Below are 8,984 nucleotides of genomic sequence, written 5' to 3'. Positions count from 1 at the left end.
CGACTTATAGCTATTCTCTAAGATTCAGCCTAGTTAACATTAATTATTCTTAATAGTTTTCCTATCTACAGTTTTGTTTCTTTTCACATCTTAATAATATGTATGATGATATAAATTGTTGGATTGAGATCCCGGTTAATAGGATGCAGCATAATCGCGTCTCATTATCACCGGTATCAACCCGCGATTTTGGCAGCGAAAGTGAACCTCATCTTATAGATATATTTTGTTGGTAACTGCTGTATGTCATGCAATTAGACAGAATAAAAACCCAGATAATCCAATAAATAAGGCGTAAACCAGTGGGTTTAAAGACAAAAACATCGGTTATGTTCCACACCAATGAAGCTGGTAGTCATTTAAAATAAGAGCAGCCATTGGCACTAAAGATGTGCATAGAACTTCAAAAAGCAGCAGCGTCGGAGTACATTGGATACCTTGCAGTGTTCCACGCTGAGGACACGCTTTTACCAGCAAAAGGCTCAATTTTTTATGTCCCCCATTGAGAAATCCAGCAAACTGGACAACGTCTGTTACGACATTCGTGGACCAGTGCTAAAAGAAGCTAAGCGTCTTGAAGAAGAAGGTAATAAAGTTCTGAAACTGAACATCGGCAACCCTGCCCCGTTTGGTTTCGATGCACCCGATGAAATTCTGGTGGATGTGATCCGTAATTTGCCAACTGCACAGGGCTATTGCGATTCCAAAGGCCTGTTTTCGGCGCGCAAAGCTATTATGCAGCACTATCAGGCACGGGATATGCGTGACCTGACAGTCGAGGATATCTACATTGGAAACGGGGTCTCTGAGCTGATCGTGCAATCCATGCAAGCATTGCTGAATCTGGGCGATGAAATGCTGGTACCTGCACCAGATTATCCGTTATGGACGGCGGCAGTTTCGCTTTCAAGTGGTACCGCCGTACATTATATGTGTGATGAAGAGTCGGGCTGGTTCCCTGATTTAGATGATATCCGTAGTAAAATCACGCCGCGTACCCGTGGGATTGTGATTATCAACCCGAATAACCCGACCGGCGCGGTATACAGCAAAGAGCTGTTACTGGAGATTGTTGAAATCGCCCGTCAAAATGACCTGATTATTTTCGCCGATGAGATCTACGATAAGATTTTATATGACGAGGCTCAGCATCATTCTATTGCGGCTCTGGCACCTGATTTGTTAACTGTGACCTTCAATGGTTTATCCAAAACTTACCGTGTTGCCGGTTTCCGTCAGGGCTGGATGGTGCTGAATGGTCCTAAAAAACACGCTAAAGGTTATATTGAAGGTTTAGAGATGCTGGCATCAATGCGTCTGTGCGCCAACGTGCCTATGCAGCATGCCATTCAGACGGCATTAGGTGGTTATCAGAGCATTAGCGAGTTTATTCAGCCAGGCGGGCGCTTGTACGAACAGCGTGACCGTGCCTGGGAACTGATCAACCAAATACCGGGGGTTTCCTGCGTGAAACCTCAAGGCGCGTTGTATATGTTCCCACGTATTGATCAGAAGCGTTTTAACCTGAAAGATGATCAGAAACTGGTATTGGATCTGCTATTGCAGGAAAAAGTGCTGTTGGTTCAAGGCAGCGCCTTTAACTGGCCCTATCCTGATCATGTGCGGATTGTAACGTTACCGCGCGTGGATGAGCTGGAGATGGCAGTGAGGAAACTGGGGCGGTTTTTGGAGACCTACCACCAGTAAGTAAATGTTTGCTCAGTGATCCGGTTCGGTTGTTAAAGCACCTGAGCCAACTGAACCGCCGATGAACCAACCGGCAAAGGGGCCATAAGCGTGGCCCCTTATGCAATCCCGCGCTTGCGCGAAATATTGCCCTGCGGGTAAACCGCCTGCGTCCTTCGGGCTGACGAGCCAGCACGATGGGCATCCCTGCCCAAGCGCGCTTTTCGCAGGCGTCCATGCCTGCTCACTCTACCCTCACTTCTTGTCGGCAATATTCCTAATTGCGCTCAACATCAAAGGCCAAAAACCAGGTTTTGGCGTTGATGTTAAAAGCACATTTGAGCCGCCGAGTGAAGAATGAAGGTAGGGAAATCCGGCATGGACGCCGGATTTAGGCGTCATGCGGAGGGACCCGCGTAAAGCCGTCCCGTCAGCGAAATGATGAACCGAGGGCATCTGCGCAGCAGGCTGGCGATACGTGCGTAGGCGCGGGATTGTTAAGGGTGTGCGCCAACACACCCTTGACCGGTTGAAGCTACCGGGGCCAGGTGGAACATTGAAGTTTTAACAACCGAACTAATCGCGCATCAACTGAAACCCGATCTGATAAACTACCCCCATGCCTGCACTTAAAAAGTACAAAGAGAGTAAATAATGAGTCACTTCTTCGCCCATCTATCTCGTCTGAAACTGATCAACCGCTGGCCGCTGATGCGCAATGTTCGCACTGAGAATGTCTCTGAACACAGTTTGCAGGTAGCATTTGTCGCTCATGCGCTAGCTATCATTAAGAACCGTAAGTTTAACGGCAATCTCAATGGCGATCGTATTGCGCTGCTGGCGATGTACCACGATGCCAGCGAGGTGATTACCGGGGATTTACCTACACCTATCAAGTATTACAATCCACAAATCGCCCACGAATACAAAAAGATCGAAAAAGTTGCCCAACAGAAACTGATCGAAATGCTGCCGCAAGAGTTACAATATGATTTCCGCTGTCTGCTGGATGAGCACTATTACAGCGAAGAAGAGAAAGCGCTGGTTAAACAAGCTGATGCCCTGTGTGCTTATCTAAAATGTCTGGAAGAGTTATCGGCGGGTAATAACGAGTTTATTCAAGCCAAAGCGCGGTTGGAGAAAACCCTCGCGATGCGCCAAAGCCCAGAAATGGATTACTTTATGGAGGTGTTTGTGCCCAGCTTTAGCCTATCACTGGATGAAATCAGCCTCGATTCGCTGGATTAACCAGCAACGAATATTCCAGCCCTTGACGTTTAAAAGCACATTTGAGCCGCCGAGTGAAGAATATAGCCAGGGAAATCCTCCAAGGACGGCGGATTTAGGCGTCATGAGCAGGGACGCGACAACACTGCGAAGCAGTTTTGAACAACGCTTGCGTTGGCCCGGAGGGTAGCCTCGAAGAGGCTATAATAGCCGTCCCGCCAGCAAAATGATGAGTGAGGAAACCCACGCAGTGGGCAGGCGATACGTGCGTAGGCGCGGGATTGTTAAGGGTGTGCGCCAACACACCCTTAACCGGTTGAGGTTCCTGAATCTAAGTGAGCACAGAAGCTTGGCAACCGAACCTAACACTACTTTCCCGACGCAGGATAATCAGAATGGGAACAGCACCGGCACCACCATCACACTAACAATCATGACTAATATCGTAAATGGCACCCCCATGCGGACAAAATCACCGAATTTATAACCACCTGGCCCCAATACTAAGGTATTCACCGGTGACGAAACCGGCGTCATAAAGGCCGCTGAAGCTGCAATACCAATAATCATCGCAAAGGGATACGGCGAGACCGACATCTCCCGCGCAGCAGCAATCGCAATCGGTGCCATTAGAACTGCCGTGGCAGTATTAGAGATAAACAGCCCAATCGTGGCACACAACACAAACAAACATAGCAGCATGACGCGCGGCCCCATCCCACCGGCCACATCCATCAAACCACGGACAATCAAATCTACCCCACCGGTTTTTTGCAATGCTTGTGCAAAGGGCATCATCCCGATGATTAAAATCAAGCTCGGCCAATGGATTGAACGATAAGCACTTTCCATATCAATACATCGGAACTGACCCATCAGCAAACAGGCGACCAATGCCGCAATCACATTTGGCACCTCGTCGGTCATCATCATGGCAACCATCAACGCCAGACAGAATAATGCATGTGGGGCTTGCGAAATGGCCGGTGCCACTTCATCCACTTCCGCCGGCAGGTTCAGTACGATGAAATCACGGGTCTTTAACTGCAACTGGCGAATCAGTTTCCAATCACCGATCACCAGTAAGATATCGCCAAACTGTAATTTGTCATCAACCAGTTTGCCTTCCAAAGTCTTACCATTACGACGAATACCCACCACATTCAAACCATAGCGGGTACGGAAAGTGACTTCACGTAGACTCTTTCCCAAGAGAGCGGAATCAGGAATGAGCGAAACCTCGGCCATCCCGACGTTGCGCGCCTGCTCTGAGAAGTATTCACCGCGCAGCACCATCGGTTCCAGCATCTGTTCAGTGCAAAATTCACGTAAATCTATGTCGCAATCTGACATATCGATCAGTAAGACATCGTTCTCGTGTAATTCAGATGAACCGGTGGCACTCACCATCACACGCCGGAAGCGCTTCCAGCGTTCAATCCCCACCACATTCGCCCCATAGCGGGCGCGCAGATGCAGTTCGTCAAGAGAACGGCCAATCAAAGGAGAATCATGGCGGATAGCCAAACGGCGCGCACGGCCAGTCAGTTTATAATCGCGGATAAGGTCACGGAAAGTGCGGCGTTTCCATTGCTGTTCTTTCTCTGAGCTTTCCTGCTTCCCGCCCAGCCAGCGCCGAGCCACTAACATATAAGCGACACCCATCAGCAAAATGATAATGCCGATAGGGGTAACGCCAAAGAAGCCAAACCCTTTGATACCTTCGCGCAGTAATTCACTGTTAACTACCATATTTGGTGGCGTTGCCACCAGCGTCATCATGCCACTTATCAAGCCGGCAAAACTTAGCGGCATCATTAACCGCCCCGGCGAAATTTTCATCCGGCTGGCAACACTCAATACCACTGGGATAAAGATTGCCACCACTCCGGTAGAGCTCATAAAAGCGCCTAATCCGGCAACCGTTACCATTAATAACGCCAGCATTTTGGTTTCACTGTGACCGGCGACCTTGACCAGCCAATCACCCACCTGATAAGCAACACCGGTTCTGACCAACCCTTCACCAATAACAAACAGCGCCGCAATCAATATCACGTTAGGATCACTGAATCCGCTGGTCGCCTCACCTAATGACAACGTACCACTCATCACAAAGGCAATAATGACCAACAGAGCTACCACGTCCATGCGCAGTTTATTGGTAGTAAACAGCACAATAGCTATTAGAAGTAGCGTCAACACCCACAATAGTTCGCGGTTCAAAATGGCCTCGTTGGCAAAAAGTGAAAGGGAATATCCGGCTCTGGCAGTAAAACATTAAAATCAGCAGCGGCCGCTGTCTGAGATCAATAATGACTGCAAATTTATGTGCTTACCATCCCACAAAGGGTTTTATTGTGTTTTTTTCCTGAAAAAAGTTTATCAATTTGTGAGGTGCCAGACAGTAAAAGAGCGCCATCAGGCGCTCTCAGTGGTGACATTAAGGTATCTGGCGAAAAATTAACCTACTCGCACAACCCGCGCGCCGTTAGCGGTAACCTCAACGCTAATCTGCTCCAGCGAACTGAGCACTAAATCAACCTGATCAAGTTTGGGAGTATCAGCCGGAGCATTGACCGCAATCACCTGACAGCCCGCCGCCAAGCCTGACAAAATCCCCGCAGGGGCATCTTCTACTACGATACAATCAGCCGGTGCCAGCCCTAAGCGCTCGGCCCCCAGCAGATAAGCATCTGGTTGCGGTTTGCCGTGCTTAACTTGTTCGCTGGTGATAAACACTTCAGGTACCGGCAGATGGCCGGCGGCACGGCGCGCAGAAGCGACCGGTACTGAGCCTGAAGTGACAATAGCCCACGGAATAGACAGGCTGTTTAGTCGCTCCAACAGCGCCACCGCCCCCGGCAATGCGCTCACACCATCGGTATCATTAGCTTCAACCTGCTCTAATGCCAGAAACTCAGCCTGAATTTCAGCCTCACTTGCACCCGACATAAAATGACGTAAAGAGGTAATTGCTTGTTTGCCATGGATAAAATCAAGAACTTCTGCTGGGTTGATGCCTCGACCTTGTGCCCAGCCAATCCAGGCTCGTTCGACAGCAGGTAAAGAATCAACCAAAGTCCCGTCCAAATCAAAAAGAAAACCTTTACACTCCACAAGCACATCCTCATCAGTAAAACTATTTTTCAACTTACTGATAGCAAACAAGTTACGCGCTATCAGGCATTGATAATTTGCGAAATTTCAACAGCACTCAAATGGTATTGGCGTGGACATGATTGCCAGATAGCCAGCATACGTTGGTATTTATCCCACATTGGGGTTTGAGAGTTGAAACCATGAGTCCCTGAGTCAAAATGGGTGTAGCGCCCTTCGGTATTGACCATAAAGCGCACATAACTCAGGTAACGGGATTCGGTAGCAGCATCAAAACCGAGGAACGCGATACGGCGTTCATCCAAGTCTTGCTTGTCTTTCAGGTTACCACAGGAGACTTGCAGGGCGTGGTGCATCTCCATGATATTAATGATAGTACGGCAAGTATCTTCGCTCATCTCACCAAAATCACGGTCCAATTCACGCATCTGCAAACCAAAGCCGCGCTCGACAATGGTTTGCTGGCGACGATAACGCTCAGCATTTTCCGGATCCAGCATGGTCATCATTTTGTACTGATTCGACAGAATCAGTCGTTGGGCGTTGGTCATATCCATCACTAACTCCTAAGACATAAATAATGAGGAAATCATCGCACACAGGCTTGGGCCATACTTTGATTTGACAGGGGATTTTGCACCACTAATCCTGTGAGGCATAAAAGCCCGCTGGCATGAAACCGCCACTAGAGGTCATCAAGAAACGTTTTATCCAACTGTTTGAAGGCTCGTTTCAGCACATCGGCCAGGGATTGATAAGTCGGCGTCTGCTCGATAGGCGCAACAGCCTGCCCCGCTTCTGTTAGCTTGTTACGTACCTCATGGAACCACTGGAGTAAGGTTGGCGGTAACGGGGTTATCGCGCGCTTGCCTAACCACCATAACCCTTGCAATGGTAAACCACAGGCGAACAGCGCCGTAGCGATGGCTGGTCCCAACTGGCCACCGAGGGCTATCTGCCAGGTCAGGGTAAAAATGGCCAGTGGTGGCATAAAGCGGATACCAAAGCGTGTCGCCGTAACCACGCGATTTTCGGGAAACATCGGCGCCAGGCGCTTATCGGCAGGCCAGGTCTTCATATAAAGCTGGCCGCGCTGGAGTACCTGAAACCAACTTACAGAATCAGAGGGTTTTGTTGTCATGGCTCACCTCAACTTCACAAGCAAAAATTAAAATTTTTTTTGTAATCCACAAACTAAAAATTAGTCTGTTAAATATATTTTGTTTTTAGGCTCCGCTATCGGTATCCTAACTCGGCCTTTTGGCCGCTAGAAGATGACACTAAATATGTCAACTTTTTGCAGCTTTTAAATCATTTTTGTTAAATCGCACCGATTTTTACCACCAGGTTTTAACGTTTGCACTTAACGTTTAATCCGCGATTTTTCCATCATCATGCCTTTTTCTCTATCGCATGATGTTAATCATTAATGTCGACGCCAATATGCGCTACGCTTTTGGAATGATTGACGTTTTATTAACCATATGTTTTTCGCTGTTTTTGCATCAAAAATGTCGCATGCGCGCTGTTTTTGCAAAACAAATGTTGAACACGACTATAAAATAGGTACTTCCATGTCGAGTAAGCTAGTACTGGTTCTTAACTGCGGTAGCTCTTCCCTAAAATTTGCTATCATCGACGCGACCAACGGTGAAGAACACCTCTCTGGTTTAGCCGAATGCTTCCATCTGCCTGAAGCCCGCATCAAATGGAAACTTGATGGTGGCAAACAGGAAGCAGCATTGGGTGCTGGTGCAGCACACAGCGAAGCACTGAATTTCATTGTTAATACTATTCTGGCACAAAAACCAGAGCTTTCCGCTCAGTTGACAGCTATCGGTCACCGCATTGTTCATGGTGGCGAGAAATTTACAGCATCAGCTATCGTTACCGAAGAAGTTATTCAGGGTATCAAAGATTCCATCCCATTTGCACCACTGCATAACCCAGCTCACTTGATTGGTATCGCTGAAGCGTTGAAATCATTCCCAAATCTGGCTGATAAAAATGTCGCTGTCTTTGACACCGCTTTCCATCAGACCATGCCGGAAGAGTCTTATCTCTACGCCCTGCCGTACCGTTTATACAAAGAAAACGGTATCCGTCGCTATGGCGCACACGGCACCAGCCACTTCTACGTCAGTCAGGAAGCCGCTAAAACCCTGAACAAACCGCTGGAAGAACTGAACGTTATCACTTGCCATTTGGGCAACGGTGGTTCTGTCACTGCGGTTCGTAACGGTAAATGTGTTGATACCTCTATGGGCCTGACACCACTGGAAGGTTTGGTCATGGGCACCCGTAGTGGTGATATCGACCCGGCGATCATTTTCCATTTGTATGATGCCATGGGCATGAGCATGGAACAGATCAGCAAGCTGTTGACCAAAGAATCTGGCCTGCTGGGCCTGACTGAAGTCACCAGTGACTGCCGTTATGTTGAAGACAACTATGCAACTAAAGCAGATGCACGCCGCGCAATGGATGTGTTCTGTCATCGCCTGGCGAAATACATCGGTGCATATACTGCGCTGATGGATGGTCGTCTGGATGCCGTGGTCTTCACCGGCGGTATTGGTGAGAACGCCGCAATGGTACGTGAACTGACTTTGAACAAACTGGGCCTGTTGGGCTTTGAAATTGACCACGAACGCAACCTGGCAGCACGCTTTGGTAAATCAGGCACCATCACCAAAGAGGGCAGCCGCCTGGCTCTGGTTATCCCAACCAATGAAGAGCTGGTCATCGCACAAGACGCAGCCCGTCTGACTGCGTAAGAGTTTTTGACATATACCCAAAGTCATTGAAGTTGCAGGTAGGCGGCAAATGAATAAATCCCGATGAGCTTATTTACTTTAAGGTCAACGACTAGTCAGTAATTCGGGTGCATGAGCGTAGCCAACAACCCTGCGGCTTCAAGGGCGAAGGATGTCCCCAAAGTCATTGGAGTT

Annotated in this window: 7 protein-coding genes; 3 read left to right on the top strand and 4 right to left on the bottom strand. The window is 48.5% G+C overall.

Annotation, left to right across the window (positions count from 1 at the left end):
* Positions 1-492: 492 nt before the first annotated feature.
* Together V2A85_RS04345 and yfbR are read left to right on the top strand one after the other, a co-directional pair.
* Positions 493-1,707: a pyridoxal phosphate-dependent aminotransferase gene (locus tag V2A85_RS04345; protein WP_083158257.1), complete on the top strand. Its 1,215-nt coding sequence runs from the start codon at positions 493-495 to the stop codon at positions 1,705-1,707.
* Positions 1,708-2,340: 633 nt separating this feature from the next.
* Positions 2,341-2,934 carry a 5'-deoxynucleotidase gene (gene yfbR / locus V2A85_RS04340; protein WP_420070937.1) on the top strand — a complete coding sequence of 198 codons (594 nt, stop codon included), beginning with the start codon at positions 2,341-2,343 and terminating at the stop codon, positions 2,932-2,934.
* A 369-nt stretch (positions 2,935-3,303) separates the two neighbouring features.
* Here the strand turns inward: yfbR and V2A85_RS04335 are convergent, their stop codons facing one another.
* The 4 genes from V2A85_RS04335 to yfbV form a co-directional block, all read right to left on the bottom strand.
* Positions 3,304-5,139, bottom strand: coding sequence for an SLC13 family permease (locus tag V2A85_RS04335; RefSeq protein ID WP_372569382.1), 1,836 nt, complete (start codon positions 5,137-5,139; stop codon positions 3,304-3,306).
* A 237-nt stretch (positions 5,140-5,376) separates the two neighbouring features.
* Complete coding sequence (locus tag V2A85_RS04330; RefSeq protein WP_372559480.1) at positions 5,377-6,033, bottom strand: sugar phosphatase; 657 nt, start codon at positions 6,031-6,033, stop codon at positions 5,377-5,379.
* 62 nt (positions 6,034-6,095) lie between these two features.
* Positions 6,096-6,590, bottom strand: coding sequence for a YfbU family protein (locus V2A85_RS04325; RefSeq protein ID WP_083158253.1), 495 nt, complete (start codon positions 6,588-6,590; stop codon positions 6,096-6,098).
* Positions 6,591-6,718: 128 nt separating this feature from the next.
* The gene (gene yfbV / locus V2A85_RS04320) at positions 6,719-7,174 is read right to left on the bottom strand and encodes a terminus macrodomain insulation protein YfbV (protein ID WP_083158252.1); all 456 of its coding nucleotides are present in this window, start codon (positions 7,172-7,174) and stop codon (positions 6,719-6,721) included.
* Between the two features lie 433 nt (positions 7,175-7,607).
* On the opposite strand from yfbV, the gene ackA reads away from it, so the two are divergent.
* Positions 7,608-8,810 (top strand): acetate kinase, encoded by a 1,203-nt coding sequence (gene ackA, locus V2A85_RS04315; protein WP_372559481.1) that lies wholly within the window; start codon positions 7,608-7,610, stop codon positions 8,808-8,810.
* The last annotated feature ends 174 nt before the right edge of the window (positions 8,811-8,984 follow it).

Origin of the sequence: Yersinia sp. 1252 StPb PI (genome assembly GCF_048593885.1) — a bacterium.
Classification (GTDB): domain Bacteria; phylum Pseudomonadota; class Gammaproteobacteria; order Enterobacterales; family Enterobacteriaceae; genus Yersinia; species Yersinia enterocolitica_E.
Note: the sequence above shows the minus strand (reverse complement) of the source record. Positions and strands in the feature narration are given on the sequence as shown.

Excerpts from the sequence above, each read along its gene's own strand:
- ackA (WP_372559481.1), top strand. The coding sequence starts at position 7,608 with ATGTCGAGTAAGCTAGTACTGGTTCTTAACTGCGGTAGCTCTTCCCTA.
- V2A85_RS04345 (WP_083158257.1), top strand. The coding sequence starts at position 493 with ATGTCCCCCATTGAGAAATCCAGCAAACTGGACAACGTCTGTTACGAC.
- V2A85_RS04325 (WP_083158253.1), bottom strand. The coding sequence starts at position 6,590 with ATGGATATGACCAACGCCCAACGACTGATTCTGTCGAATCAGTACAAA.
- yfbV (WP_083158252.1), bottom strand. The coding sequence starts at position 7,174 with ATGACAACAAAACCCTCTGATTCTGTAAGTTGGTTTCAGGTACTCCAG.
- yfbR (WP_420070937.1), top strand. The coding sequence starts at position 2,341 with ATGAGTCACTTCTTCGCCCATCTATCTCGTCTGAAACTGATCAACCGC.